The organism is Rhodopseudomonas boonkerdii, from assembly GCF_021184025.1.
Classification (GTDB): domain Bacteria; phylum Pseudomonadota; class Alphaproteobacteria; order Rhizobiales; family Xanthobacteraceae; genus Tardiphaga; species Tardiphaga boonkerdii.
Window position 1 is genome coordinate 1,524,075 of record NZ_CP036537.1, and the last position, 25,277, is coordinate 1,549,351.

Annotated in this window: 24 protein-coding genes; 13 read left to right on the forward strand and 11 right to left on the reverse strand. The window is 61.2% G+C overall.

The features are described 5' to 3' along the window. Positions 1-2 precede the first annotated feature (2 nt). The 6 genes from E0H22_RS07130 to E0H22_RS07155 all read left to right on the forward strand — a co-directional run bounded on the left by E0H22_RS07130 (position 3) and on the right by E0H22_RS07155 (position 7,307). Entirely contained in the window at positions 3-881 is an 879-nt protein-coding gene (locus E0H22_RS07130; RefSeq protein ID WP_233024953.1) for an outer membrane protein, read from the forward strand. Positions 882-1,022: 141 nt separating this feature from the next. After that, positions 1,023-1,895: an outer membrane protein gene (locus E0H22_RS07135; protein ID WP_233024954.1), complete on the forward strand. Its 873-nt coding sequence runs from the start codon at positions 1,023-1,025 to the stop codon at positions 1,893-1,895. Between the two features lie 225 nt (positions 1,896-2,120). Further along, positions 2,121-2,363 carry a hypothetical protein gene (locus tag E0H22_RS07140; RefSeq protein ID WP_233024955.1) on the forward strand — a complete coding sequence of 81 codons (243 nt, stop codon included), beginning with the start codon at positions 2,121-2,123 and terminating at the stop codon, positions 2,361-2,363. Between the two features lie 120 nt (positions 2,364-2,483). Continuing rightward, complete coding sequence (locus E0H22_RS07145; protein WP_233024956.1) at positions 2,484-3,656, forward strand: phosphoserine transaminase; 1,173 nt, start codon at positions 2,484-2,486, stop codon at positions 3,654-3,656. Between the two features lie 185 nt (positions 3,657-3,841). Then, on the forward strand, positions 3,842-5,431 hold the full coding sequence (serA, locus tag E0H22_RS07150; protein ID WP_233024957.1) for a phosphoglycerate dehydrogenase: 1,590 nt from the start codon (positions 3,842-3,844) through the stop codon (positions 5,429-5,431). A gap of 196 nt (positions 5,432-5,627) precedes the next feature. After that, positions 5,628-7,307: a methyl-accepting chemotaxis protein gene (locus E0H22_RS07155; RefSeq protein WP_233024958.1), complete on the forward strand. Its 1,680-nt coding sequence runs from the start codon at positions 5,628-5,630 to the stop codon at positions 7,305-7,307. Positions 7,308-7,410: 103 nt separating this feature from the next. Here E0H22_RS07155 and E0H22_RS07160 read toward each other — a convergent pair whose 3' ends face one another. Together E0H22_RS07160 and E0H22_RS07165 are read right to left on the reverse strand one after the other, a co-directional pair. Further along, positions 7,411-8,766 carry an esterase-like activity of phytase family protein gene (locus E0H22_RS07160; RefSeq protein WP_233024959.1) on the reverse strand — a complete coding sequence of 452 codons (1,356 nt, stop codon included), beginning with the start codon at positions 8,764-8,766 and terminating at the stop codon, positions 7,411-7,413. A 272-nt stretch (positions 8,767-9,038) separates the two neighbouring features. Further along, positions 9,039-9,980, reverse strand: a complete 942-nt coding sequence (locus E0H22_RS07165) for a Bug family tripartite tricarboxylate transporter substrate binding protein (protein ID WP_233026178.1) — start codon at positions 9,978-9,980, stop codon at positions 9,039-9,041. A 393-nt stretch (positions 9,981-10,373) separates the two neighbouring features. Here E0H22_RS07165 and E0H22_RS07170 point away from each other — a divergent pair, with 393 nt between their 5' ends. The 3 genes from E0H22_RS07170 to E0H22_RS07180 all read left to right on the forward strand — a co-directional run bounded on the left by E0H22_RS07170 (position 10,374) and on the right by E0H22_RS07180 (position 14,110). Further along, the gene (locus tag E0H22_RS07170) at positions 10,374-12,620 is read left to right on the forward strand and encodes a TonB-dependent siderophore receptor (protein ID WP_233026180.1); all 2,247 of its coding nucleotides are present in this window, start codon (positions 10,374-10,376) and stop codon (positions 12,618-12,620) included. Positions 12,621-12,761: 141 nt separating this feature from the next. Then, positions 12,762-13,904, forward strand: coding sequence for a PepSY-associated TM helix domain-containing protein (locus tag E0H22_RS07175; RefSeq protein WP_233024960.1), 1,143 nt, complete (start codon positions 12,762-12,764; stop codon positions 13,902-13,904). After that, complete coding sequence (locus tag E0H22_RS07180) at positions 13,904-14,110, forward strand: hypothetical protein (protein WP_233024961.1); 207 nt, start codon at positions 13,904-13,906, stop codon at positions 14,108-14,110. The genes E0H22_RS07175 and E0H22_RS07180 overlap by 1 nt, the downstream gene beginning before the upstream one ends. 10 nt (positions 14,111-14,120) lie before the next feature. Here E0H22_RS07180 and E0H22_RS07185 read toward each other — a convergent pair whose 3' ends face one another. The 4 genes from E0H22_RS07185 to E0H22_RS07200 all read right to left on the reverse strand — a co-directional run bounded on the left by E0H22_RS07185 (position 14,121) and on the right by E0H22_RS07200 (position 16,197). Continuing rightward, complete coding sequence (locus E0H22_RS07185) at positions 14,121-14,438, reverse strand: DUF3551 domain-containing protein (protein ID WP_233024962.1); 318 nt, start codon at positions 14,436-14,438, stop codon at positions 14,121-14,123. A 105-nt stretch (positions 14,439-14,543) separates the two neighbouring features. Then, positions 14,544-15,017 carry a Cys-tRNA(Pro) deacylase gene (gene ybaK, locus E0H22_RS07190; RefSeq protein ID WP_233024963.1) on the reverse strand — a complete coding sequence of 158 codons (474 nt, stop codon included), beginning with the start codon at positions 15,015-15,017 and terminating at the stop codon, positions 14,544-14,546. Positions 15,018-15,036: 19 nt separating this feature from the next. Then, positions 15,037-15,561 carry a carboxymuconolactone decarboxylase family protein gene (locus tag E0H22_RS07195; protein WP_233024964.1) on the reverse strand — a complete coding sequence of 175 codons (525 nt, stop codon included), beginning with the start codon at positions 15,559-15,561 and terminating at the stop codon, positions 15,037-15,039. Positions 15,562-15,675: 114 nt separating this feature from the next. Beyond that, on the reverse strand, positions 15,676-16,197 hold the full coding sequence (locus E0H22_RS07200) for a RidA family protein (protein ID WP_233024965.1): 522 nt from the start codon (positions 16,195-16,197) through the stop codon (positions 15,676-15,678). Between the two features lie 238 nt (positions 16,198-16,435). Between E0H22_RS07200 and E0H22_RS07205 the strand changes: the two genes are divergently transcribed. Both E0H22_RS07205 and E0H22_RS07210 read left to right on the forward strand, forming a co-directional pair. Then, complete coding sequence (locus E0H22_RS07205) at positions 16,436-17,728, forward strand: adenylosuccinate synthase (RefSeq protein WP_233024966.1); 1,293 nt, start codon at positions 16,436-16,438, stop codon at positions 17,726-17,728. A 54-nt stretch (positions 17,729-17,782) separates the two neighbouring features. After that, the gene (locus E0H22_RS07210; protein WP_233024967.1) at positions 17,783-19,306 is read left to right on the forward strand and encodes a hypothetical protein; all 1,524 of its coding nucleotides are present in this window, start codon (positions 17,783-17,785) and stop codon (positions 19,304-19,306) included. 154 nt (positions 19,307-19,460) lie between these two features. On the opposite strand, the gene E0H22_RS07215 is transcribed toward E0H22_RS07210, so the two are convergent. Together E0H22_RS07215 and E0H22_RS07220 are read right to left on the reverse strand one after the other, a co-directional pair. Then, positions 19,461-19,814, reverse strand: coding sequence for a hypothetical protein (locus tag E0H22_RS07215; protein WP_233024968.1), 354 nt, complete (start codon positions 19,812-19,814; stop codon positions 19,461-19,463). Positions 19,815-19,857: 43 nt separating this feature from the next. Continuing rightward, entirely contained in the window at positions 19,858-20,091 is a 234-nt protein-coding gene (locus E0H22_RS07220) for a hypothetical protein (protein WP_233024969.1), read from the reverse strand. 402 nt (positions 20,092-20,493) lie between these two features. On the opposite strand from E0H22_RS07220, the gene E0H22_RS07225 reads away from it, so the two are divergent. Then, positions 20,494-21,705 carry a class I SAM-dependent DNA methyltransferase gene (locus E0H22_RS07225; protein ID WP_233024970.1) on the forward strand — a complete coding sequence of 404 codons (1,212 nt, stop codon included), beginning with the start codon at positions 20,494-20,496 and terminating at the stop codon, positions 21,703-21,705. 3 nt (positions 21,706-21,708) lie between these two features. Here the strand turns inward: E0H22_RS07225 and E0H22_RS07230 are convergent, their stop codons facing one another. The 3 genes from E0H22_RS07230 to E0H22_RS07240 are packed head-to-tail and all read right to left on the reverse strand — an operon-like array spanning position 21,709 to position 24,262. Further along, on the reverse strand, positions 21,709-22,410 hold the full coding sequence (locus tag E0H22_RS07230; RefSeq protein ID WP_233024971.1) for a DUF1045 domain-containing protein: 702 nt from the start codon (positions 22,408-22,410) through the stop codon (positions 21,709-21,711). 20 nt (positions 22,411-22,430) lie between these two features. After that, entirely contained in the window at positions 22,431-23,615 is a 1,185-nt protein-coding gene (locus tag E0H22_RS07235; protein WP_233024972.1) for an alpha-D-ribose 1-methylphosphonate 5-triphosphate diphosphatase, read from the reverse strand. Beyond that, positions 23,612-24,262 carry an LbetaH domain-containing protein gene (locus E0H22_RS07240; RefSeq protein WP_233024973.1) on the reverse strand — a complete coding sequence of 217 codons (651 nt, stop codon included), beginning with the start codon at positions 24,260-24,262 and terminating at the stop codon, positions 23,612-23,614. The genes E0H22_RS07235 and E0H22_RS07240 overlap by 4 nt, the downstream gene beginning before the upstream one ends. Before the next feature lie 186 nt (positions 24,263-24,448). Here E0H22_RS07240 and phnC point away from each other — a divergent pair, with 186 nt between their 5' ends. Then, entirely contained in the window at positions 24,449-25,264 is an 816-nt protein-coding gene (gene phnC, locus E0H22_RS07245) for a phosphonate ABC transporter ATP-binding protein (protein WP_233024974.1), read from the forward strand. Positions 25,265-25,277: the final 13 nt, after the last annotated feature.

A 25,277-nucleotide genomic window follows, 5' to 3' on the forward strand; every position in this document is an offset into this window, starting at 1 on the left:
CAATGCGTAGCGTGAAATTTATACTGGCCGCCGGTGCGGCGCCCTTGATGTCGACCGCCGTTTTCGCCGCCGACATGCCCATTGCCCCCCCACCTGCCATGTATGCCCCGCCGCCGGTCGAAGACTTCGGTGGATGGTATCTGCGCGGTGATATCGGTTTCAGCAATCAGCGCGTGAAGAACATCGAGATGGGCGATGGACGAAACGCAAATCTCAATTCGCTGAATCAGACGACTTCTTTCGACTCTGCTGGAATTTATCAGGTCGGCATCGGTTATCAGTTCAACAACTGGTTGCGCGGCGACATCACCGGCCAGTATCGCGGCAATTCAAACTTCAAGGGCACCGATAACGTCACGTTCCCGGCAAGCGGGATCGTTGGCAACGGCGTCAATAACTATAGCGCCACGAAGTCCGAATGGGTCGTGATGGCGAATGGCTATGTGGATCTCGGCACCTGGTGGTGCGTCACGCCGTTCGTCGGTGCCGGTGTCGGCATGGCGCGCGTCAACATCGCGAACTACACCGACAACGGCGCCACCAATGTCGGCTACGACATCAACGGCAACCCTTTTATCGGCGGCCCGTTCCCGAGCTATGCCGGTGCGCCCGCTGCATCGAAATGGAATTTCGCCTGGGCGCTGCATACGGGTCTGGCCTACAAGGTCAATCCGGCGATGACCGTCGAACTCGGCTACAGCTACATGAACCTGGGTAACGGAGCGACCGGACCCGTCGCGACCTATGACGGCTTCACCCGCGGCGTCTCGATGCAGTTCAAGGACATCACATCGCACGATCTGAAACTCGGCGTGCGCTGGAATCTTGATACCCCGCCGGCCTACGCGCCGCCGCCGCCTCCGCTGATCCGCAAGGGTTAAGTGCACATCTGAGATTAATACTACTTAACGGCGCGGGGGCATCCCGCGCCGTTTTGTTTTGAGTGGGCCGCGTGATCGCAACCAACGGTTAAGGTTAACGGCGCATGATCAGGCCAGTTGGTGAGTTGGGGAATTGTCGTGATGCGTCGTCTTGTCATTGTGGCTTTGATGTCAGTTGTCGCTAGTGCTGCACATGCGGCGGATTGGCCAGAGGATTTCCCGGCATTGCGCGGTGGCTTCGCGGAAAGCTCCGGTCGCCGCAACTGGGAGGGCTGGTATGTCGGCGGTCAGTTCGGGTACTCCGCCGCCCAGCTCGATATGGGCAATGCCAACAAGAGCCTGACCGACTACATTCTCCGAAATAGCGTTTTGCAAAACCCGGTCGGTCAATGGTCGCTTCTCGAATCGAAGAATGCGACCGGCACCGGCTTTGGTGGCTTTGTCGGTCGTAATTGGCAGTGGGAAGATGCGGTTATCGGTCTTGAGATCAGCTATTCCAATCTCAGCAATGTTCGTGGGTCGTCGAGCGGCGCGATGGGACGCGAAATCAACTCCGGCGACAGCACGCCGCCACCTAATACGACTTACCTGTACAATGTCGGACTCGCTGGATCGGCGACGACCGAGATCAAGGACATCATGACATTGCGGGCGCGGCTAGGCTGGGATGCCGGCGCGTTCATGCCCTACGCCTTCGCCGGCGTTGCACTCGGACGCATCAACGTCAATCGAGATGCGACCGTCAACGTGTCCAGGCGCGAAATTTACACTGACCCGACCACGGGAGCCACATCCGTGGCGGGGCCGTATGCTATTTCCTACGTTCCCAATACGCGATCCGAAGGGGGCGAAGACAGCATCGCCGGAGGCTACAGCTTCGGTGTTGGTACGGAGTTCAATCTGGTTGGCGGATTGTTCGCCCGTGCCGAGTGGGAGTATGCCCGCTTCGTCAAGGTCAAGGATGTCGCCACCAGCATGAATAGTGCGCGCGTGGGCATCGGCTACAGGTTTTGATCAAGGTCCGGTGTCTGCCAAATAAAAGGCGAAAGAGCAGCAATACACTTGCTGCTCTTTTTTGTTTCGAGACATCGAACGAAGACGCCTGCCGATGGTCGGTATCATGGGGCGCCGCCGTTCTGCGATCTCTTTAACAGTCCGTAAACCAGCACGGCTCCGACGGCGTTCGTTTCGGAACGGTCGGGATTTGGCGACGTATCTATCCACGTCTGGGACGTTGGAATGAGCATGAAAAATTACTCCATTGAGAAAATCGGTACTGACTATGTCGTGAAGGTCGCTGACCAGAGCGTGATGAAGATGGGGAGCAGACGAAGGGCTGCGCAGCTGGTGGTCGAAGCTCAAGAGTTGTTGGAAGATGCGCCGTTGGCGTCCGCTGAACCGTCTCTCGATGACCGGGAAGTTGCCCCTGCGCATCGCGGCCAGGGCGATAGCGTCGCCGGGTCGGTGGAAGGCGCCGTCTGACCGCATCATCAATCGCCCGTGAAGGCTCCGAAGTTGCTTGACGCTTCGGGGCCTTTCCCATATCTGCGGTCCCGGGACACCTCCCCCCAACGGGAGGCTTACTATCTGGAAGGATAGACGATGACTGCAGCGAAGCCCGCTTCGCGGCCGAACGTGCCGCATTTCTCTTCCGGCCCTTGCGCCAAGCGCCCCGGCTGGACCCCCGAAAAACTCAATGATGCCGCCCTCGGTCGTTCGCACCGCGCCAAGATCGGCAAAAGCAAGCTCAAGCTCGCGATCGATCTGACGCGTGAAGTGCTTGAAGTGCCTGCCGATTATCGCATCGGTATCGTGCCGGCCTCGGATACCGGCGCCGTCGAGATGGCGCTGTGGTCGCTGCTCGGCCCGCGCCCCGTCACCACGGTTGCGTGGGAGTCTTTCGGCGAGGGCTGGGTTTCGGATATCGTCAAGGAGCTCAAGCTCAAGGATGTGGTGAAGCTGCATGCCGGTTATGGCGCACTGCCGGATCTGTCCGAGGTCGATCCGAACAGCGATGTGGTGTTCACCTGGAACGGCACCACCTCGGGTGTCCGCGTGCCCAATGCCGACTGGATCAAGGCCGACCGCGAAGGCTTGACCATCTGTGACGCCACCTCGGCCGCCTTTGCGCAGCCGCTCGACTGGGCGAAGCTCGATGTCGTCACCTTCTCCTGGCAGAAGGCGCTGGGCGGCGAAGCCGCCCATGGCATGCTGGTTCTCTCGCCGCGCGCCGTTGCACGCCTCGAAAGCTACACGCCGCCATGGCCGCTGCCGAAGATCTTCCGCATGACCAAGGGCGGCAAGCTGAACGAAGGCATCTTCGTCGGCGAAACCATCAACACACCGTCGATGCTCTGCGTCGAAGACTATCTCGATGCACTCGGCTGGGCCAAGTCGGTAGGCGGTCTCAAGGGGTTAATTGCGCGGGCCGACGCCAATACCAAGGTGCTGTCGGACTGGCAGAAGAAGACGCCGTGGGTGGACTTCCTCGCCGCCGATCCAGCGATCCGCTCCAACACTTCGGTGTGCATGAAGGTGGTCGATCCCGCTATCACGGCTCTGTCTCCTGACGCACAGGCCGACTTCGCCAAGAAGCTGGTCGCGGCCGTCGAGAAGGAGAATGCCGGTTTCGACTTCGCGCATTATCGCGATGCCCCCGCTGGCCTGCGCATCTGGTGCGGCGCCACGGTGGAAGCAAAGGACGTCGAGATCCTGACGCAGTGGATCGACTGGGCGTTCGCCGAGACCAAGGCCGCGCTCGCCAAGGCGGCGTAATCCTTCTCCCTTAACCTCTCCTCGCTCGGGAGAGGTCGAAATTCGCAACGCGAATTTCGGGTGAGGGGCCTTTCGCTCTGACGGAGCGTGTGGCGCCCCTCACCCCGACCCTCTCCCCGGCGGGGAGAGGGAGCCTACGGCGTTTGTCGCTTCTTCATTGGCTCCCATTCTCAGGATCACATCCCATGACCGCCCCAAAAGTTCTCATTTCCGACGCTCTTTCTCCTGCCGCCGTCCAGATTTTCAAGGATCGCGGCATTGACGTCGATTTCCAGCCCAATCTCGGCAAGGACAAAGACAAGCTCGCCGAGATCATCGGCAACTATGATGGGCTCGCCATCCGTTCGGCGACCAAGGCCACCGCAAAGATCATCGAAAAGGCGACGCGCCTGAAGGTGATCGGCCGCGCCGGAATCGGTGTCGACAATGTCGAGATCCCCGCGGCCACGGCCAAGGGCATCATCGTCATGAACACGCCGTTCGGCAATTCGATCACGACGGCCGAACATGCCATCACGCTGATGCTTTCGCTCGCGCGCGAGATCCCGCAGGCCGATGCCTCCACGCAGGCCGGCAAGTGGGAGAAGAACCGCTTCATGGGCGTCGAGATCACCGGCAAGACGCTCGGAGTGATCGGTTGCGGCAATATCGGCGCCATCGCCGCCGATCGTGCGCTTGGCCTGAAGATGAAGGTGATCGCTTTCGACCCCTTCCTGTCGCCGGAGCGTGCAAGGGACATCGGCGTCGAGAAGGTGGAACTCGACGAACTGTTCAAGCGCGCGGATTTCATCACGCTGCACACGCCGCTCACCGAGAAGACGAAGAACATCATCGACGCCGCGGCGATCGCCAAGATGAAGAAGGGCGTCCGCATCATCAACTGCGCCCGTGGCGGCCTGGTCGATGAGCAGGCGCTGGTCGATGCGCTCAACAGCGGGCAGGTCGCTGGCGCCGCTTTCGACGTATTCGTCGAGGAGCCTGCCACCAAGAATGTGCTGTTCGGCCATCCCAATGTGATCTGCACCCCGCATCTCGGTGCGTCCACCAACGAAGCGCAGGAGAATGTCGCACTGCAGGTCGCCGAGCAGATGTCGGACTATCTGCTCTCCGGCGCGATCTCCAACGCGATCAATTTCCCTTCGATCACCGCGGAAGAAGCGCCGAAGCTGAAGCCGTTCATCGAGCTGGCCGAAAAGCTGGGCTCTTTCGCCGGCCAGCTCACCGACAGCGATATCGCCAAGGTGACCATCACCTATGAAGGCGCCGTGGCCGAGATGAAGATCAAGGCGCTGACCTCGGCTGCGCTGTCCGGCCTGCTGCGGCCGATGCTGGGTGACGTCAATGTCGTATCGGCGCCAAGCGTGGCGTCGGCCCGTGGTATGGTCGTCGATGAAGTCGTCCGTGCCGCGCAGAGCGATTATGAAAGCCTGATCAGCATTGCCGTGACCACCGAGAAGCAGGAACGCGCCGTGTCCGGCACGGTCTATGCCGACGGCAAGCCGCGCCTTGTCGACATCAAGGGCATCCGCGTCGATGCCGAATTCGGCAAGTCGATGATCTACATCACCAATGAGGACAAGCCTGGCTTTATCGGCGCCTTCGCCTCGCTCTTGGGGGATGCGAAGATCAACATCGCTACCTTCCATCTCGGCCGGCAGGCCCTGGGCGGCGACGCCATCGCGCTGGTGGAAGTCGATGGGCAGGTGCCGGCCGAAGTGTTGGCCAAGGTCCAGGCCCTGCCGCAGGTGAAGCAGGCGAAAACGCTCGCTTTCTAAGCGCTTCCTGACGGAGTGACGGCTTCCGGAATCCCCGCCCGCAAGGCGGGGATTTCGTGTTTTACGGGCAATTTTGCTCCGAGACCGGCACGGAGAAGCCACGCCGCCGGCAGGGGGTAAGGATTTGGGAACACTACCCGGATACGTTTGATCCAGGAATCAACGGCAGCAGCCGTGTGCCTGGGGGAATGAAGCCGTGAAGCTCGCCAATATCCGTATCACCTACAAGCTGGTCGTCCTGGTGGCTGTCACCGTGATCGGCCTCTGCGCCTCCGGCATTTTCGCAGCTCAGATGATGAAGCGCGAGATGCTTGATGCACGCATGCTGCAGCTGAAATCGATCGTCGAGATCGGGATGAATGTCGCTGCAGACATCCAGAAGGATGTTGCTGCTGGCAAGCTGACCAAGGAGGCCGCTGCGGCCGAACTGGTGCGCCGTATCGAGCCGATGACCTACGATAACGGCAATTACCTCTTCATCTACACGATGGATGGCGAGGTTGTGCATTTGCCGGGCTTCAAGCCGGGCTCGAACCGGATCGATGTGAAGGTCAACGGCGTGGCCATCACGCGTGAATTTCGCGATGGTGTCGCCGCCAAGGGGTCGCATGTCCTGACCTATGAATTCCAGAAACCGAATGAGACGGTGCCGTCACGCAAGATGGGCTATGCGGCAGCGCTTCCCGGCTGGAACATGTTCATTGCCACCGGCGCCTATCTCGACGATCTCGATGCGCATCTGAAGCCGATCATCTGGGCCATCGGCCTTGCAATGCTCGCTATCGCTGCCGTTGCCAGCGCGATCGCATGGCTGATCGGCCGCAGCATTACGGGGCCGCTCGGCCAGCTTGGCGCACGTATGGAAACGCTTGCCAAGGGCGAACTCGATTCAGACATTCCCGGTGTCGGCCGCCGCGACGAAGTCGGTACCATGGCCAAGGCCGTTCAGGTGTTCAAGGATAACGCCTTGCGCATTCGCTCGCTGGAACAAGTCGAGGCGGAGGCCCAGGGGCGTATTGCCGCCGAGCGCCGCGCCGCGATGGAAGCCATGGCGACCGATTTCGAACGCAGCGTCACAGGCATCGTACGCTCGGTCTCCACGGCGGCCGTCGGCATGCAGAGCACCGCGCAGTCGATGACGACGACGGCCAGCGACGCCAGCTCGCGCGCGGCCACCGTCAGCGCCGCGTCGATGCGCTCGTCCGACAATGTCAGCACAGTCGCTTCGGCGGCCGAAGAACTGTCGGCATCGGTGAGCGAAGTGCTGCGCCAGGTCTCGGCATCCAGTGAAATCGCCAACAAGGCGGTGAGCGATGCCGAGCGTACCAATGCAACCGTTCAGATCCTGTCGAGCGGCGCCGAGAAGATCGGTGAAGTGGTGCAGTTGATCCACAGCATCGCATCGCAGACCAATCTACTGGCGCTCAACGCCACCATCGAGGCTGCACGTGCCGGTGAGTCCGGTCGCGGTTTTGCGGTGGTCGCTTCCGAAGTCAAGGCGCTTGCCAGCCAGACTGCCAAGGCGACCGAGGAAATCTCCGCACAGGTTGCCGCCATGCAGGCCTCGACTAGCGAAGCTGTCGCCTCGATCGGCGCGATCACCGGCACCATCGCGCAGATGAGCCAGATCACCAACACAATCTCGGTGGCAGTGGAGCAGCAGGGTGCGGCGACACAGGAAATCGCGCGCAATATCCAGTCCGTGTCCGCGGGCGCGAGCGAGATCAGCAATCACATCGGTGGCGTCAGCAGTGCGGCCGAAGCGACCGGTTCCGCCGCCTCGCAGGTGCTGTCGAATGCACGGGAGCTGGAGAGCCAGTCGGGCATGCTGCGCACGGCAGTGGATAACTTCCTCGCCAAGGTGCGTGCAGCGTAGCCCGCCTTCTCTCCCGCTGCGGCTGCGTCGGGGACACGTCGGAAAAGAAAAGCCCTTCCTTGCGGAAGGGCTTTTGCGTTTCAGGCGCTCGCGCGAGACCGGCTTACTTCGCCTTCAGGAAATCCGCGACTTCGAGCAGGACGAACTCGTTGTCGTCCGCCTTGTTCGGGTCGCGGCTGGAGGAGAACGGCAGGTTGTTGTCGTTGCCGACGATAATGTGCGTGGCATCGACCTGATCGACATTCTCGATGGTGAAGAAGGGGAAGGCCAGCACGCCGTCATTCAGCGGCTTCCTGGCCAGCTTGTTGGGGTCCTGGATCTTCAGCAGGTCGATGAAACCAATCTTGCGGACCGGCTTGCCGACATTGGCGTCATTCATCTCGATCTTGTAGACGCGCTTCAGCTTCGGCAGATCCGGAAAGCAGTCATTGCCGCGCTTGCCGTCGGCGCAGGCCTTGTCCTTGGTACCTTCGCCGTCGTCACGCTCGATGATCAGGCCGTTGTCGGCCGTGATCATGTTGAAGTCGCCAATGGCGTTGCCGTTGGTCTCGAACACATAATACCAGAAGCGGCCGGTGAACTTCTGTGCAGCGACGTCGAATTCGAGGATGCGCGCGGCTTCCTTGCCATCGACCTTCTCCCAGTCCTTCTTATCGGCATCCCAGATCGGGCCTTCGAGCAGGCCATACAGGAACTTGCCGTCCTTTGAGGAAGCGAGGCCTTCATAGCCCTTGGAGCGGCGCAGGTTGACGTTGGTGTAGCTCGCGCCCGGCGCACCCGGCGTTGCCACCTGCCAATGATCGGGCGAGCGAACCGGCTTGCCATCGGCCACGGTCTCGAACACGTCGAGGACCTTTCCGGTCTTGTCGGCCTTGATGATGTAAGGGCCGAATTCTTCGCCGATCCAGAAATTGTCGCCAATGATCTGGAAACCCTCGGTATCCACGTCGGCGCCGGTCAGGTAGCGCTTGGCGGTATCCTCATGGACAATACGGAAGGGCACCTTCTTGTCGGGGTCATGCAGGAAGACGGTTTCCTGTCTCTCGATCTTGCCGCTCTTCCAGTCGATCTTGTGACGGTTGAGATAGATCATGTAGTCCGGCGAATTGGCGCGGGAGCCGGCACCGTTATCGGTCAGCACCCAGAACGAGCCATCGGGCATGGTCTTGATGCCGGAATGTCCCTGCAGCGGCTGGCCCTTCATGGGTAGCGCGATGCCGGTGTCACGTTCCTTCGACTTGCCCATCACGCTGCCGAGCTTCTCGACGCGCTTGCCGGTGGTGTATTTGCCGGACGTCTTCAGATCATTCGGCGCATCGGTGGGTGCCTCGATGGTCGAATCGGCTGGCAATACGGCATGGCCGGCGAGTTTGGCGGGGAATTCGCCTTCCGACTGCGCGAAAGCCGCGGAAGTGAGCATCATGAGGGAAGCGACGGAACAGAGCAAAGTGCTGCGCATGGATTGTCTCCTGAGAGGGGTGGGGACCACGCGCGGTGTTCTGAAGAGGTGCGATTACGATGCCCTGACAGTTCCATGAAGGAGAGATGACAGCGGGGGAAATCCCTGCGACATGCGGTCGCCATGGCTACGGGTTGGCGACCGTTCGCGTCGGAGGCGCGCAGCTTGCTCTCGCTTGTTCCGGAGATACGACGGCGCAGTTCATGGATGCGCCGCCGTTCAAGTTCCTGGGATTGTGAGCGCAGATAGCCCGGATCGTGCGAAAACTCGCGCTACTGTTTCTCGATCCCGGCTTCCTCGATGAGCTTCTTCCACACGACCAGTTGCTCCTTGAGGAAGGCATCGAACTCTTCCGGTGTGCCGGAGAACGCTTCCATGCCGCGACCGGCAAGCTCCTTCTGAATATCGGGACGTTCGACGATCTTGCGGATTTCGGTGTTGAGCTTGACGACGATGTCCTTCGGCAGATTGGCTGGCCCGAGATAACCTTGCCATGAGGTGACGTCGAAACCTTTGACGCCGGCTTCGTCCATGGTCGGCAGGTCGGGCATGATCTTGGAGCGATACTTGGTCGTCACCGCCAGTGCTTTGAGCGATTTGGCATTCACATGGGGCAGGCCGGTCGGCACGTCCGTAAACATCATGCTGACGCGGCCGGCGATGACGTCCGTCATGGCTGGCGGCGAGCTCTTGTAGGGAACATGCAGCAGGTCGAGGCCGGCGAGCCGGGCAAAGGTCGCGCCCGAGACGATCGCGGACGAGCTGCCGCTGGCGTAGCTGTATTTGCCGGGATCTTTCTTGGCGAGCGCGATGAGCTCTTCCACCGAATTGGCCGGAATTTCCGGATTGATCACCAGCATGAAGGGCAGGTCGCCGGTGCGTGCGATCGGCGTGAAATCCTTGATGGGATCGTAGTTCATGTTCTTGAGCAGATACGGATTGGCGGAATGCGTCGTGTTCGTGGTCACGAACAGCGTGTAGCCATCGGCCGGCGCGCGGGCGACAAAGCTGGCGGCGATCGAGCCATTGGCTCCGGCCTTGTTGTCGATCACGGTCGTCACATTCAGCGCAGTGCCGAGTTCCTTGGCGATCAGGCGTGTCGTGGTGTCGGTGCCGCTGCCGGCGGCAAAGGGCAAGACCAACGTGATCGGCCGGTTCGGGTAGGCCGCGCTTTGCGCCACTGCGCCGGTCGGGGGCATGGTGATTGCGCCCATCAGCGTCGCGGCAATCGTTGCGCTGCAAAACACGCGAAGTCCGGTCATATGCTTCCTCTCCTCACATCGGCCTTGTCGGCCATCATTGTTGCCGGCAACCTATCCGAGCTTGCGGAGGGGAGGAAGCAGAAAGCAGCGATTGCAGTTGTGGGGAATGCCCGTCTTGGGCGGCGACATCGCCGGCCACAAAGTGCGGCGCTTGGGTCACAGCCTCGTCCATTGTGACGATTTTGGAGCGGTTCTATTGGCCTATACACGCATGGCCGCCTAACCCCAATGCTCGGGATTCAGCTGATCTGCGACCGCTGCGGTTGGCAGGGACGATGGGGGATCAACTTGAATATCATTGGTTTGTTGCGGCTCGCATTGTTGTCGTCCGCCGGTGCGCTCAGCATGCTGCCTTTCGACTCGGCAATGGCGCAATCGAGCGCCGCCCGGGACGGCGCACAGAACCTGCCGCCCGTGGTGGTGAACCCGCCAGCTCAGCGTCGCCGCACAGCGACAGTTCAGCGCGCACCGCGCGCCGCCCGCACCGCGGTCGCGCCGCGCCCGGTGGCGCAGCCGCCACGCAGCAATGTGTTCGTGGAAAGCCCGCGCGGGCCGATTCAGGGCTATGTCGCCAATCGTTCATCGACAGGCACCAAGACGAATACGCCGATCAACGAGACGCCGCAGGCGATCTCGGTGATCGGCGCCGAGCAGATCCGCGATCAGAAGCCCAACAAGCTCGACGAAGTCCTGCGTTACGCGCCCGGCGTCGCGGCCGGCACCTTCGGCGCGGATTTCCGTAACGACTGGTTCCTAATCCGTGGCTTTAAGTCCGACGACAACAGCGTGTTCGTGGACGGGTTGCAGCTTTTCTACACGTCCTATGCAAGCTGGAAACTACAGCCCTTCAACATGGAGCGCGTGGAAATTCTGCGCGGACCATCCGCAATACTGTATGGCGGTTCCAGCCCGAGTGGCCTGGTCAACGTCGTCAGCAAGATGCCGCAGGCCGAGCCGATCCGCTATATCGAGACCGGCGTCGACAATTACGGCAACGCCTATTTCGGCTTCGACATCAACACGCCGATCAAGCTGGCGCCGGGCAATGGCGAGCTCTATACGCGCTTCGTCGGTCAGGTGCAGAATGGCGGTACCCAGACCGACTTCACGCCCAACAACAATTACTTCATCGCTCCGTCGGTCACATGGAAGCCAGATGCCGACACCAAACTGACGATTCTCGGCTCTGCCTCGTATAACGAAACGCGCCCTGCGAACTTCCTGCCCTATGTTGGCACAGTGACAAATGCGCCGTTCGGTCGTATCTCGACGAATTTCTATGGCGGTGATCCGAGCACGGACTCTTTCAAGCGCGAGCAGGAAATGCTCGGCTACCAGTTCGAGCGTAATCTGTCTGACAACGTCACCTTCCGCCAGAATGCGCGTTACGCACATGTCGACGTAAACTATGCCGCGCTCACCATCGGCAGCCTTGCCGCGCCGTTCAGCAGCTATGCCAATATCAACACGGGGGATCTGTTCCGATACGGCTTCGCTACCCGCGGCATTGCGGATCAGGCCAATCTCGACAGCCAGGTCGAATATCGGTTCACCACCGGCGTCCTCAGCCATACGGCTCTGTTTGGCCTCGACCTGAAGCACTACACGATCAGCGATACGCAGGGGCTGGCTGCCGGCTATCCGAATATCAATGCTGTGAATCCATCCTACGCGACACCGCTGGCACCGATCCGCACTGCGGCCGGTTTCAGCAATTACCGGGATGGTACGCAGACGCAAAACCAGATCGGGGTTTATCTCCAGGACCAGATCAAGCTCGATCGTCTCACATTGGTTCTCAGTGGTCGTAACGATTGGGTTGCTGCCAGCCGTTACGACACCGCTTTCGGTGCTGTCAGCCAGAGCCGCGATGACAGCAAGTTCAGCGGCCGTGTCGGCCTGATCTACAATTTCGACAGCGGCCTCGCGCCTTATGTGTCTTATGCGACCAGTTACAATCCTATCGTCGGTACGAACTCGGCGAACCAGCTGCTGCTGCCTGAGACGGGCGAGCAAACCGAAATTGGTGTGAAGTACCAGCCGTTCGGATTCGATGGGCATTTCGGCATCGCGTTGTTCGACCTGAAGCGCAAGAATGTCGTGACGACCGACCCGAATTTCCCATTACTGCCTCTGCAGACGGGCGAGGTGACGTCGCGCGGTATCGAATTGGAGGCTGTCGCCAATCTGGCGCCTGGCTTCAAGGTGGTCGGTTCGTTCACCAACTACAACCTCTTCACAAGCTACGACGCCAATTCAGCGCTTATAGGGTTGGTGCCGACGAACACGCCGCGGCAGCTGGCATCTGGTTGGGCCGACTATACCTTCCAGGATGGCATTCTGCGTGGCTTCGGCTTCGGAGGTGGCGTGCGCTATGTCGGTGCGTCGTTCGCCGATCAGGCCAACACGCTTGTTGTGCCGTCGCGCGTGCTCGCCGACCTCGCAGTACACTACGATTACCAGAATTGGCGTTTTGCCGTGAACGCAGCCAACGTCACGGATGAAATCTATGTCGCAAATTGCTCGAGCGCATTCGCCTGCTTCTATGGCGATCGCCGCCGCATCACCGGCAGCATCGGCTACAAGTGGTAATCTGACCGACGCAGGCAGACACGGTGGGATGTCCGGTGTCGAATATCCCGCTGTTGCCGCATTGGATCGGGTTGCCTCATGTCGTTTTCGTCACCGCCGGAGACGACCTCGCGTGGCGGCGTCGATTGAAGGAGCGATCCGTTGAAAGCACGTACGGCCCGCATCTGGTCGGTGATTCACACTTGGACCAGTCTGATCTCCACGGTGTTTCTGCTGCTGCTCTGCCTCACCGGGCTGCCACTGATCTTTCACCACGAAATCGATGATGCGCTTGGCTATTCGCCAAAGATGGACGCGCGGGCGCCGGGTGCTTCCAAGCTCAGCCTTGACGCCATCAGCGCTGCGGCGCTGGCCGATCATCCCGGCAATGTCATGCTCTATATGGGGTGGGACAAGGACGAGCCCTGGATGGTTTCGACATTCACCAACAAGACGGTGACCTCCGATCCGCAGACGACGGTGGTGAAAGCCTTCGACGCCTATACGGCCAGGCCCGTCGGCTTGCTCGGCACCGGACCGATGCTGGTGATGCTGCGGTTGCATACCGATATGTATCTCGGTCTGCCCGGCAAATGGTTCATGGGTCTGATGGGCTTTGTATTCATGGTGGCCATCGTGTCCGGCCTCGTGCTGTACTGGCCCTTCACCCGGCGGCTGGATTTCGCGGCGATCCGCAAGCAGAAGTCGCGCCGGATCTGGTGGCTCGACTGGCACAATCTGCTGGGGGTCATCACCGTCGTCTGGGCGCTGGTCGTGGGCGGTACCGGCGTTCTGAATGCTTATGCCGAGCTCCTGCTCGGTGTCTGGCAGCGCAATGAACTCACGGCCATCGCCGCGCCCTATGCCGGCCAGCCCACGCCGGCGAAGCTGGCTTCGCTCGACACCGTGCTCGGCAATGCCATGAAAGCGACGCCCGGCATGGAACCCGCCTTCGTGGCGTTCCCGGGGACGCCATTCACGTCGACGCATCACTTTGCAGTCTTCCTGCGCGGTGATACGCCGCTGACATCGCGTATGGTGAAGCCGGTGCTGCTCGACGGCGAGACCGGAGCAGTTTCCAGCACCAGCGACCTGCCGATCTATCTGAAGGCGGTGCTGGTTTCCCAGCCTCTGCATTTTGGCGATTACGGCGGCATGCCGCTCAAGATCATCTGGGCGTTGCTGACGGTGTTCACGATCATCGTGCTCGGCAGCGGTCTCTATCTCTATATCGCGCGCCGCCGCAAACAAGGGCGGCAGCCACGCGCTGTTGCTGAGGCATCGATCGTGGCGGAGGCCTCGTGATGAACGATCCGACGTTCTCACAAGCTCGCCGTGCCAAACGACCGCAATGGCTGCGCGTTTTCGGCGTGCCAATCGTGATCGGCGTGCTCTCGCTTGCTGGTCTTCTGTCGGCGCTGCTCGCAGGCGATCCCGGCCGCTATTTCTCCTGGTTCGGCGTCGGCTTGCCGGTCGCCATCGCCGCCTGGACCTATTGGCGAAATTCGTAGGCGGGAGCGTTCACCAGCGCGGATTCCAGCCGTTATTGTTCCAACCGCCGTTCCAGTCATTTTGCTGCTCGCGATACTGCCGCCCCTTCCGGCGCGGTTCGCGCTGCTCGCCGAAAGCCAGCACCGGATTTTGCATGCAGTCCCCGCGCTGGCCGCTGACGGTCGCCATGCATTGGGCGTAGGACGTGAACGTGCAGCTGGGATTGAAGCCCGAGGCCGAAGTGCGCGAGCACCATGGATATTCGCGGGCCTCGGCCGATGTCACGCCCATGCCGCCGAAGCCGCCAGCGACGGCGAGGAGGGTGGTAGCTACCAGGATGGCGCGCATGTGGATGCTCCTTTGGAAGGTTCTATGGAGATAATGCGAAGTCTATATCGGTGTTCCCGATCGTGGCAGCGGCGCATTGCCGAGATGCCGGGAGTGTGATGCGCGTCAATCCGTCAATGCGGCGCTCGCGGCATCCAGCGCGGCACGCGCGGCGTCCGGCGCGATCTCGATCTGCAAGCCGCGCTGGCCGCCATTCAGATAGACTGTGGTCTCGGCGAGCGCGGCCTGCTCGATGGCCGTCGGCACGCGTTTCTTTTGTCCGAACGGGCTGATGCCGCCCACATGGTATCCGGTGATGCGCTCGGCATCTGCCGGCCGCATCATCCTGGCCGATTTGCCACGGAATGCAGCGGCCAGTTTCTTCATGCTCACTTCCTTGTCGGAAGGGACCACCACACAAACCGGCTTGCCATCCACTTCCGCCATCAGTGTCTTCAGCATGCGTTGCGGTGCGATACCGAGCGCTTCCGCCGCCTGCAGCCCGATGCTTTCGGCATCGGGGTCATAGTCGTAAGTGTGCAGCGTAAAGGTGGCTCCCAGTTTCGTCAGGGTCTGGGTGGCACGGGTGGACTTGGACATCGCAAGGCTCGTTGAGAGGTCACACGACCTCGGTGACCGGTTGCATGTCGATAGCAAAGGTTTCGAGGAATTTCGAGGTCATGATGTAGAAGCCGACCGATAGCTGCAGTTCGACCAAAGCACCGGACGTTAGTTTTTCTGCGATAGCGTTGAAGGCTGCGTCGGTTGGACGATGCAGTTTCACGATCTCGTCTGTGAAGGCGAGGGCCGCGCGCTGCGTGTTGTCGAAACAGCTCGCGCTCTCCCAGTCGTCAAGAGCCGCATTCTGTTCTTCGCTGACGCCGACATAGCTGCCGATGCGCTTGTGCGCGGCGACCTCATAGGGAGCCTGGCAAAGGATGCCGGTGCGTGTGATCGCCAGTTCGCGGATGACCGGATCGAGCTCCCCCTTGTTGCGGATCGCCCCGCCAAGCCGGCAATACTGCTCGAGATAGCTCGGAGAATGCGCCATCATACGAAAGATGTTGGCGTTGCGGTTCTTGTCGAGCAGCTCGCGCGTGCGTTCGCTGACAGTTGCGGGATCGCTATAGTCGATGCGGGCCATGGCATTTCCTTATTGTGTCGTCTTGTTTTTATCCCGCGTCAACGAAGCGATGCGAGTTTTGTGTGTTGCAGTGGGCGGGCGCCGAGTTGGAGCGGCGCCTCATCCAGGCGGTATTTATGCAACGGCAACTGCATCGATCTCGATCATGAAATCCGGCCCATAGAGCTGCGATACCTCCACGAGCGTCACGGCCGGTGCGGCGCGCGGCGTCGTCTGATCGAGAAAGCAGTTTCGTGCCTCGCGATAGGCGGCAAGGTTCGACATGTCGCGCACGTAGACATTGAGCTTGACCAAATTGGCGGTCGTGCATTGAACGGCGTCGAGAGCGATCGACAAATTCTTGAAAACCTGAGCGGCTTGCGCGGAAAAATCGTTCTTGCCGACCAATTCTCCGTTCGCGTCGAGCGAGGTCTGCCCGGCAATGTAGATCGTCCGTCCGCCGCGTACTTCGACAATCTGCGAATAACCGGGAGGCTCGCCGAGCGCAGGTGGATTAATGTGTTGGATTTCAACCACGGGGATTCCTCCGATAATCATTTCGCCTTGCGGCTCGTTGTTCTTTCCAGTGTAGCGCATGGTCCGGGTTGGTCGCTGGGTTATCCCGCGAGACATCCTGCCCCCCGGAACCTGCCCCATTCCCGCCACACTGCGCTGGATTTTCAGGGGATATCAAAGGTTTGCGCGGGCTTGACGGGGGCGTTTTTCCCGTCCTTGCGCTTGTTTTCACCGCCTTCTTCCTTTATTCCCGGTTTGCATCGCAGACAGCGTCTTCTGGCGCGTTTGGGCGGATGCCTGGGCGTGATCCGGCAAACGGCAGACCGTTTGCCGTGGCGATCACGTTTGAACGCGTGGATTTTCAGAGGACTAGCGCCACATGGCCAATGTTGTCGTCGTCGGCGCCCAATGGGGCGACGAGGGTAAGGGCAAGATCGTTGACTGGTTGTCGGATCAGGCCGATGTCGTGGCCCGCTATCAGGGCGGCCACAATGCCGGCCATACGCTGGTCATCGACGGCAAGACCTACAAGCTGGCGCTGCTGCCGTCCGGCGTGGTCCGTGAGTCCAAGCTCTCGGTCATCGGCAATGGCGTGGTGTTCGATCCGCAGGCTTTCGTCGACGAAGTCGCCAAGCTGAAAGGTCAGGGTGTCGATGTCGGTCCGCACAATCTGCGCGTCGCCGAGAACGTCACGCTGATCCTGCCGCTACATCGTGAACTCGATGCGCTCAGGGAGAATGCCAACAAGGCCACCGCTATCGGCACCACCCAGCGCGGCATCGGCCCTGCTTATGAAGACAAGGTCGGTCGCCGTGCCATCCGCCTGATGGATCTCGCGGATGTGCAGACCCTGCCGCACAAGGTCGATCGCCTGCTGACGCATCACAATGCGCTGCGCCGCGGCCTGGGTCTCGAAGAGTTCAAGTCGGCCGACATTGTCAAGGATCTCACCGCATTCGCGCCGGTGCTGCTGCCCTATGCCGAGTCGGTGTGGCGGCTGCTCGACAGCAAGCGCCGCGAAGGCAAGCGTATCCTGTTCGAAGGTGCGCAGGGCGCGCTGCTCGATGTCGATCACGGTACCTATCCTTACGTCACCTCGTCCAACACCGTGGCGGCGCAGGCCGCGACCGGCACCGGCATGGGCCCGGGCGCGGTCGGCTATGTGCTCGGCATCTGCAAGGCCTACACTACGCGCGTCGGTCAGGGTCCGTTCCCGACCGAACTCACCAACGAGATCGGCGAAGAGATCGGCCGTCGCGGCAAGGAGTTCGGCGTCAACACCGGGCGCAAGCGCCGCTGCGGCTGGTTCGATGCGGTGCTGGTGCGACAGACTGTCCGTACTTGCGGCATCAACGGCCTGGCGCTGACCAAGCTCGACATTCTTGACGGCTTCGACGCCATCGAGGTCTGCGTCGGCTACAAGCTCGACGGCAAGGAAATCGATTACCTGCCGGCTGGCGAGGGCGCGCAGCAGCGCATTGAGCCGATCTATGAAACCATCGAGGGCTGGAAAGAACCCACGGCCAATGCGCGGTCCTGGGCCGATCTGCCGGCGCAGGCGATCAAATACGTGCGCCGGATCGAGGAACTGGTCGGCTGCCCGATTGCTTTGCTCTCCACGAGCCCGGAACGTGAAGACACCATTCTGGTGCAAAATCCATTTGAGGCTTAACGAACTATTACCGTATGGCTTTCAAATTGAGGGGCCCCGCGAAACTGAGTCGAGATGGCTGACTACTATCCCCTGATTGCCCGTGCCATCGCCGGCCTGGACCCCAGTGCCCCCGGCGAGCAGCGACGTGCGCTCTATGAACGCGCCCGTACCGCGCTGATCGCGCAGCTGCGCAGCGTCGAGCCACCGCTCTCGGAATCCGAGATTACCCGCGAGCGGCTGTCGCTCGAGGAAGCCGTCCGCAAGGTCGAATCCGAAGCCGCTCAGCGCGCCCGCGATGCGTCGCGCTTGGCGGACGCGAATCGCCCGCGTGCCGGCGACGCCTTCCGCAGCGCCACCCAGCGGGTTGGCACGCCGCCAACAGACGCATCGCGCGGTCGCCAACCGAGCGCGCCGGCACCATCTTCCCGCACGCCGGAGGAACGCCCGCAGCGGACCTTGCGTGTCGATCCGCCACCGATTCCGCGCGAGCCGGGCGTCACCCGTCCGGCACAGCCGCCGCGCCGTTCGGATCAGGCTGCCTCCAATCCGCCCGGCCGCGACGATCGTGGTGAAGCGGCGATGCGCGGCTTCCGTGACGTGACAGCCGATGTCGACGATCTCGGCCGCGCCGCTGCGCAGGCCAATCGCGCGGCGCGCAAAACCTATGCGAACGTGCCGTCGCCGACGCCGGAATTCGACCGGCTCGAGCCGAGCATGGAAGATCGCGGCGCGGTCTTCGGCTACGATGAGCAGCAGCCTTACGCTCAAGAGGACGCCGAGGCTGCCCCTGCACCCGTCAAGGAGGGCAAGAAGAAGTCGCCGAAGCCGAAGCGCGTCAGTGGCGGATTTCCGTTCAAGACGCTGCTGGTTGTCGGTCTGCTTTTGATCGTTGTGGGCGGCGCCTTCCTTGTGTGGCCGCAGATCTCGGGCATGGTGCGTGGCCTCGGTGGTGGCAGCAGCACGCCGGCTCCGATCAGCGAGAACAAGGATGGCGCTCTCGCGCCACGACCGAAGATCACCGATCGCGTCGGTCAGCCCTCGGATCAGGTTGCGCCGGTGGCGCAACGCGTGGTGCTCTATGATGAGGATCCGTCCGAGCCGAAGGGCAAGCAGTTCGTCGGCACGGTGGTGTGGCGCACGGAGCAGATCAAGGGCAGTGGCGGTCGTCCCGGCGACGTCGCTGTACGCGCTGACATCGATATTCCCGAACGCAAGTTCAAGATGACGATGTCGTTCCGTCGCAACAACGACTCCACGCTGCCGGCAAGTCATACCGCGGAGCTGACCTTCGTCCTGCCGCAGGATTTCAACGGAGGCGGCATCGCGAATGTCCCGGGCATCCTGATGAAGTCCAATGAGCAGGCCCGCGGTACGCCGCTGGCCGGTCTCGCGGTGAAGGTCACCGATGGCTTCTTCCTGGTCGGCCTCAGCAACGTCGAAAGCGATCGCGTCCGGAATCTTCAGCTCCTGAAGGAGCGCTCATGGTTCGATATCCCGCTGGTCTATACCAACCAGCGCCGCGCCATCATCGCGATCGAGAAGGGCTCGCCGGGCGAGCGTGCCTTCAACGACGCATTCGCCGCCTGGGGTGAGTAGCCTAGCTATCGCCGCGTGGCATGCAATTGTGCACCACGCGACGATGCCTGAGGCCAACATGGTTTGACGGGACAACCACGTTCCTGCCAGCGATCATCGTTCATGCAGACGAGGCTTGCCTCTCGCCAGAAAGCGATCACCGCCATCGCTGGATTTATGCGCGCGGGTTGTCGAAATAACGCGGAGGATCGCGCCAGCCTTTGGCTGCGGCATGCACCGCTTTCGCGCGATAATCCATTTCGAGGTCTGCCAGCATACTGCGCATGTCGAGGTCGCTCTCTTGCCGGGCTAACCGGCTGCAATCTTCCGCACGGTCGCGGAGATAGTTTTCAGACATGATCATCGCCGTCTCCATCATGTCCCCAAACACAAAGCTACCACGTAAAAAGACCCCAAGTCGTTGACTTCGGGTCAAAAAGTCACGGTGCAATTTGGCGAAGACATGGCGGCGCCGGTGCGAAATCGCAGCGATGGCTGCCTTTGCGTTGCGAAATTCGACATAGCCCACACGAAACTACCGTTCGAGACGGCTCATCTGCAGGACGGTGAGCTTACGGAGCGCCTGCCGCACCCGCTTGAACGGCATGGTTCACCAGCGCGCTGGTGTCGGTGATGCCATCGGCAGCGTGGCGGACGATGATCTGTGCCATCATGGCCTTGGTGGCTGGTGTGCGATGCTGTGCGGCAATCTGCTCCACGGCGATGTCCAGCGCCTGGCGCAACACGGCAACGCGCTGCGCGTCGAACGGCAGCGTATGCGATTGTGTCGTCGGGGTGGTCGTCATGATGCACTCCATAATCGTAGTGTGCAGCCTGTGTAGTGGCTGTTTAGGGCGCCTCTGAGTCAGCGTGATGAAAGGTGGATGACACGATCTGACATTGTGTTGATCGCCGCGGCTGAACGCGTCGAAATTGTGTGGCCCTGCGCTTCTCGAATGTTGGGAAACATGAAATGCGATGCATTTCTGTTTCGATGGTCGCTATGCATTCGGGAAAGATGCGCGTACAGCACGTCTATAGTCGAACGAAGGGTGGATCAGGTTCAACATTGCGCGCGGCCAGCACCGCATCTGTGCCATCGATGCGGCTTTCCGCGCAACCGCTGCACGTCTAGATGAAAGCGTGGTTTTGATTCGAAGTGGAGACGTTGTCTCCAGGCTCTCGGCCCGGTGTTGAGGCGATTTCTGATGGTGAACTTTTCCGCCAATGGCACAGCAGATGGGCAAACATGGCTTCGTCGCGCTGTGGCGGCGGATGCCGCCGGCGATGTCGTCACTGCAGAACGTGCCTTTCTGCAGGCGCTTTCGTGCGATGGCGGTCTCGTCGATGCCCGCTTCGGGCTCGGCGTTACCTATTTCAGGTCGGCGCGATATGGCGACGCTGCCGCGGAGCTGCAAGCGGTTGTCTCTGCCGGTGCGGCAGATGGGACAACTTATGTGCTGCTTGGAAAGTCACTTTACCTGATCGGTCGCTTCTCGGCGAGTGTCGAAGCATTTGAACTGGCTTTGAGGGCGATGCCGCTTGAAGGGGACAGTCGGCGCTGTCATGCGCGCGCCCGGACTTACGCGTCGTTCATCGCCGGCAAGATCGATGAGGCGCTGACCAACTACCCGGCGCTCGCGGGCATCGAAGCCGAGCCGATCAACATTGTGATCCGCGACGGATTCGGTCTGCTCAGTGCGTACGGTCATCGCGATGCCGCCGCAAGTCTCGGCGAATTGCTGCTCGCGGCGAATCCCGATGATGCGGTGCAACGACATCTCAACGATGCGGTCGCCGGCCGCCCCATCAGTGGCGTGCCGCCCGCCTATGTCGAGGCGCATTTCGATGCCTTTGCCGACGGTTTTGACGACAAGCTGGTCAACGTCCTCGGCTACCGCGTGCCGGAGCGCCTGGCGACCTTGGTTCGGCGCCATCACGCCTCATTCGTTCACGCGCTCGATCTCGGTTGCGGTACCGGCCTCGCCGGCGAATATCTCGAGCCGGTCGTCGACAAACTCAGCGGCGTCGATCTGTCGGCACGGATGCTCGAACAGGCCGCGCGCCGGAAAATCTACGATACGCTCACGCATGCCGAAGCGCTTGCCTATCTCGCAAAGCATCCCGCGACCTTCGACCTCATCTTCGCTGCAGATACGCTGATCTATTTCGGCAAGCTTGATGCGTTGATGGCCGCGGTCGCTCAGGCGATGACGGCCGGCGGCTTGTTTGCGGCCAGTATCGAGAACGCCATGAATGACTTCGAGATTCTGCCGTCGGGCCGTTTCGCGCATGCGGAGGCTTATGTCACGCGCCTGGCCGAGCCGCATTTCGAGTTGCTCAAGAGGGAAGCAACCGATATCCGACTGGAAGCCAACGTGCCCGCAAAGGGCACGTTACTTGTCTGGCGTAGGCGCTAGCGCCTAGTCCTGAGTCAGCGCCACATGTTTGATGATGCGGAAAGGTGTCGTTGCGCTGTCCTGCCGGAACAATGCAATACTATCGATTGCCAATTCGTCAATGTCGAGTTCGGCGAAGCGGTGTTGCAGCAGCGTAAGCACCGCCGCGCCGCGTTCCTCAGTCAGGCGGCTGGTCAGTGTCATGTGGAAGCGAAAATCCTCGAACACATAGGGATAGCCCCAGGCGTCTAGATGCTCGATCTGGCGTGGCGTCAGCGCGTCCGGCTTGCGGCGGGCGCGATCCTCCGCGCTCATCGGAGCACGAAACGAGTCGAAATCGCGCACGCAGGCTTCGGCCAGCAATTGCAGATCGTCATCGGTTTCGTCCGGTACAATGGCTATAAAGCCGCTGATGGTGCGTATAACAGGCGCGACGATCGGAATCTCGCGTGGCTTCGCGGCAAACTCTTCGATGGCAGCGAGCAGGTCTCTTTCGCTCTTGTTTCCGGCAAGCGGGAAGGGAGCTTTCAGAGTGCCGTGAAACCCGTATTTGCGCGGATCGGCGGTGATGCTGGTCCAATCGGGAAACTCGGCGACGACGTTCTTGGGGTGGTCGATCTCGTGGCCGCTATAGGCGTCGTAACCCAAAGTTTCGGCGCCGAACCGGGTCAGTGCGCGGTCGGCGTCGGGCGCGAAATAGATCGCATATCTCGGATATTCACTCATTGCCGCAGCATAGAGTCCGGTTACGCGGCGGCAATAGCCTTGTGCGGCATGGTTGTCGCAGGACGCAGTCGTCCGGCATCGGTGAGATGCGCGAGCTTGCCATCGGCTATGACTGCAACGATGCGCGGGCGCAGCGCCACGCTGTCGTCGATCAGCAGAATGTCCGCGCGGCGGCCGGTCGCGATTTCGCCGCGATCGGCGAGGCCGGCGGCCTGTGCCGGTGCTGCAGAAATCAGCGACCAGGCCTGCGGCAGGGCGAGAATGCCATCATGGGCAAGGCGGAAGGCTGCCAGTAATTGCGCAGGATAATAGTAATCCGACGCCAGCACCGAGCACAGGCCCTTGGCGATCATGTCGGAAGCCTTGGTCCAGCCGGTATGGCTGCCCCCGCGCACCACATTCGGCGCACCATAGACGATAAAGTCGCCGGCCTCTGCGGAAGCGATGGCGGTTTCCTCGTTGATCGGGAATTCCGCAATACGAACGCCGAGATCGCGGAATCCGGCGCGCATGGCGGGGCTGTTGTCATCATGCGATAGTGTCGCCACATCGTTCGCATTGGCAGCCTCGGCGAGCCGCCTGATCGAGGCTGGCACCTGATCGGCGCGGGACAGCACGCGATCGACCAGCTGATCAAAAGCTGCAACGCTGAGGCCGGTGCGCTCGATCATCTTTGCGCGCTTCGCCGGCTTGGAAATGCCGGTGAGATCCATGTGATCGTTGAAGGCGAGGAGGTCGATGCGGCCATCCTTCATCCAGCCGATGATCTCGTCCTCGGCGTCAAGATTGAAAGTTTCCTGCCGCAGGTGAAAGCGGGTATCTGCCGCAAGACGTGGGCGCAATGTCTCGATTGCCGACAGCAAGCCACGGGCGTTCTCGGCGCCACGCAGACCCGGCTCCCAGGACCAGGTGGTGCCGTGAAAGACGGTGGTGATGCCGTTGGCGATGGCCTGTCTGTCGCTGTCGATCAGCGCGACATCGACGGGAAAATCGACGCCGGGGCGCGGCATCAACTGGCGCTCGAACGCGTCGCCGTGGATATCGACGATACCCGGCATCACCAGCAGGTCGCGTGCGTCGATGCCGAGCGCACCATAGGCAGCGTTGCCGACATCCGCGATGCAGCCGCCCGAGATTGCGAGCGTGGTTTCGCCGATCTCCCGGCCGAGCAAGGTCCGTCCGCCTTCGATAGAAAGTTCAGTCATGTCGCGTCCATCTGCTGCGTCGCTTCGACGCCCTTATATTTGCTCAAGAACTCTTCCACCGACAAGGCACGAAAATCCGGCAGCGCCTGTCGCAAGGTTTCGTGGTCCCAGTCCCACCAGGCGAGATCCATCAATCCCTGTTCCACTCTTTCGGGGAAGCGGCGGCGGATGGGTCGCGCTGGATTGCCTGCGACGATCGTATAGGGCGGGACATCCTTCGTGACGATGGCGCCCGCGGCGATGACCGCGCCGGTGCCCACCTGCCGACCTGGCAGCACGACAGCGCCATGGCCGATCCAGACGTCATGTCCGAGCGTGCAGTGGTGCTCGCGACGCCATGTGAAGAACGCCGCGTCGTCGGTCTCACCGGGGAAATAAGCGCTGGCGCGGTATGTAAAATGGGATTGCGACGCGCGTTGCATCGGATGATTGCCGGGATTGATCCGGGTCAGCGATGCGATCGAGCAGAATTTGCCGATGGTCGCGTAAGCGATCTGGGACTCGTGCTCCACATAAGAATAGTCGCTCATCGAGACTTCATGCAGCACGGTGCGCGCGCCTACTTCGTTATAGCGGCCGAACGTTACGTCCTTCAGTCTGGCGCTCGGCTCGATGACGGGATCGAGCGACAACATCTTTCCAACCATGACACATCCATGACTTGCTGCTTGCGGGCACGTCATCAGACCGTTTCGTGACAGCGAGGTGACGTGTGAATGAAATTTTGCATGCGTCGGCTGCAAGGCTGCGGGTTGGGCATTGTGACAGTGACGTCACATCGCTGTCATCCGCGAACGATAGGCGTGCAATGTTTGTTAACGCTGGAGTTACTCATGCTTGCAGTCGAAGGCCTGACGTGCCGCTTCGGCGCCAAGGCGGCAGTCGATCATGCGAACTATACGATTGCGCCGGGTTCCTTTGTCGGCGTGATCGGGCGTTCCGGCGCCGGCAAGTCGACAATGCTGCGCATGATCAATCGTCTGGCCGAGCCGACATCCGGCCGCATCATCTTCGATGGCCTCGATGTGACGGCTCTCAAGGGCCGTGAGCTGCGCAAGTGGCGTGCACGGTCGGCGATGATCTTCCAGCAGTTCAACCTCGTCGGCCGTCTCGATGTGCTGACCAATGTTCTGATGGGCCGTCTGGCCGGCATGCCGCAATGGCGTTCGCTGATCCAGATGTGGCCCGAGCAGGATTGCGCGATGGCGATGTCTGCACTCGAACAGTTCGACATGGCACAGTATGCTTCGCAGCGCGCCGACCAGCTCTCGGGTGGTCAGCAGCAGCGCGTCGCCATTGCCCGCGCGCTGGTCCAGCAGCCCGACATCATCCTCGCCGACGAGCCGATTGCCTCGCTCGATCCGCGCAATACCCGCATCGTCATGGATGCGCTGCTGCGTATCAACAAGCACTTCGGCATCACCGTCATGTGCAACCTGCATTCGCTCGACTTGGCTCGCGCTTATTGCGACCGCCTGATCGGCATGTCGGCCGGTCGTGTGGTGTTCGACGGTGTGCCTGCCCAGCTTACCGAACATATCGCACGCGAACTCTACGATCTCGAAGCCGATGAGGTGATGGGATCGGCGCCGGTGCATGTACCGGCCGGTGCGCGTGTGCCGGAATACGGCGCGGCTGCCGTCGCCTGACCGAATTGGCGCG

What these genes read in the sequence shown, in the direction of transcription:
- E0H22_RS07130 (WP_233024953.1), top strand. Translation starts at nt 3, where the DNA reads ATGCGTAGCGTGAAATTTATACTGGCCGCCGGTGCGGCGCCCTTGATG.
- E0H22_RS07135 (WP_233024954.1), top strand. Translation starts at nt 1,023, where the DNA reads ATGCGTCGTCTTGTCATTGTGGCTTTGATGTCAGTTGTCGCTAGTGCT.
- E0H22_RS07140 (WP_233024955.1), top strand. Translation starts at nt 2,121, where the DNA reads ATGAGCATGAAAAATTACTCCATTGAGAAAATCGGTACTGACTATGTC.
- E0H22_RS07145 (WP_233024956.1), top strand. Translation starts at nt 2,484, where the DNA reads ATGACTGCAGCGAAGCCCGCTTCGCGGCCGAACGTGCCGCATTTCTCT.
- serA (WP_233024957.1), top strand. Translation starts at nt 3,842, where the DNA reads ATGACCGCCCCAAAAGTTCTCATTTCCGACGCTCTTTCTCCTGCCGCC.
- E0H22_RS07160 (WP_233024959.1), bottom strand. Translation starts at nt 8,766, where the DNA reads ATGCGCAGCACTTTGCTCTGTTCCGTCGCTTCCCTCATGATGCTCACT.
- E0H22_RS07165 (WP_233026178.1), bottom strand. Translation starts at nt 9,980, where the DNA reads ATGGGCGCAATCACCATGCCCCCGACCGGCGCAGTGGCGCAAAGCGCG.
- E0H22_RS07170 (WP_233026180.1), top strand. Translation starts at nt 10,374, where the DNA reads ATGCTGCCTTTCGACTCGGCAATGGCGCAATCGAGCGCCGCCCGGGAC.
- E0H22_RS07180 (WP_233024961.1), top strand. Translation starts at nt 13,904, where the DNA reads ATGAACGATCCGACGTTCTCACAAGCTCGCCGTGCCAAACGACCGCAA.
- E0H22_RS07185 (WP_233024962.1), bottom strand. Translation starts at nt 14,438, where the DNA reads ATGCGCGCCATCCTGGTAGCTACCACCCTCCTCGCCGTCGCTGGCGGC.
- ybaK (WP_233024963.1), bottom strand. Translation starts at nt 15,017, where the DNA reads ATGTCCAAGTCCACCCGTGCCACCCAGACCCTGACGAAACTGGGAGCC.
- E0H22_RS07195 (WP_233024964.1), bottom strand. Translation starts at nt 15,561, where the DNA reads ATGGCCCGCATCGACTATAGCGATCCCGCAACTGTCAGCGAACGCACG.
- E0H22_RS07200 (WP_233024965.1), bottom strand. Translation starts at nt 16,197, where the DNA reads ATGGGGCAGGTTCCGGGGGGCAGGATGTCTCGCGGGATAACCCAGCGA.
- E0H22_RS07205 (WP_233024966.1), top strand. Translation starts at nt 16,436, where the DNA reads ATGGCCAATGTTGTCGTCGTCGGCGCCCAATGGGGCGACGAGGGTAAG.
- E0H22_RS07210 (WP_233024967.1), top strand. Translation starts at nt 17,783, where the DNA reads ATGGCTGACTACTATCCCCTGATTGCCCGTGCCATCGCCGGCCTGGAC.
- E0H22_RS07220 (WP_233024969.1), bottom strand. Translation starts at nt 20,091, where the DNA reads ATGACGACCACCCCGACGACACAATCGCATACGCTGCCGTTCGACGCG.
- E0H22_RS07225 (WP_233024970.1), top strand. Translation starts at nt 20,494, where the DNA reads ATGGTGAACTTTTCCGCCAATGGCACAGCAGATGGGCAAACATGGCTT.
- E0H22_RS07230 (WP_233024971.1), bottom strand. Translation starts at nt 22,410, where the DNA reads ATGAGTGAATATCCGAGATATGCGATCTATTTCGCGCCCGACGCCGAC.
- E0H22_RS07235 (WP_233024972.1), bottom strand. Translation starts at nt 23,615, where the DNA reads ATGACTGAACTTTCTATCGAAGGCGGACGGACCTTGCTCGGCCGGGAG.
- E0H22_RS07240 (WP_233024973.1), bottom strand. Translation starts at nt 24,262, where the DNA reads ATGGTTGGAAAGATGTTGTCGCTCGATCCCGTCATCGAGCCGAGCGCC.
- phnC (WP_233024974.1), top strand. Translation starts at nt 24,449, where the DNA reads ATGCTTGCAGTCGAAGGCCTGACGTGCCGCTTCGGCGCCAAGGCGGCA.